Annotated in this window: 1 protein-coding gene; it reads right to left on the reverse strand. The window is 67.4% G+C overall.

All coding sequences use genetic code 11. The features are described from left to right. A partial coding sequence (locus AB0C16_RS40605; protein ID WP_357691536.1) for an IS3 family transposase occupies nt 1-301 on the reverse strand: 301 nt, incomplete at its 3' end. Nucleotides 302-451: the final 150 nt, after the last annotated feature.

A 451-nucleotide genomic window follows, 5' to 3' on the forward strand; every position in this document is an offset into this window, starting at 1 on the left:
CGGCTAAGCCGAGTTCGGCCATCCGCCTGGCCACGGTGTTCTCCGACACCCGCCAGCCCGCCTCGTGCAGGTCTTGGGTGATCCGCGGCGAGCCGTAGGTGCCGCCCGATGCCGCGAACAGCCGCTTGATCTCCGCATCCAGCCGGGTCCGCCGCTGATCACGGGCGGTCGGCGCAACGGTTCCGATGCGGTTCTTCCACTTGTAAAACCAGGACTGGGAAACCTCCAGCGCCCGGCAGGAGATCGCGTGGTCGATACCGTGCTCGGTCTTCTGGGAGCAGATGAAGGCCGCCACGCTCACCGACCCATCGCCTCTTTCACCCACAAGACCACGGAACGCTTGAGGACATCACGCTCGTCCTCCAGCTCCGCGCGTTCCTTCTCCCAGGCCGCCTTCTCCTTGGCGTGCTGCCGGGCCAGCTCGGCCTTCTCCCGCCGCAGCCGCGCCAAC

It is taken from the genome of Nonomuraea sp. NPDC048916 (assembly GCF_040649575.1).
Classification (GTDB): Bacteria; Actinomycetota; Actinomycetes; order Streptosporangiales; family Streptosporangiaceae; genus Nonomuraea.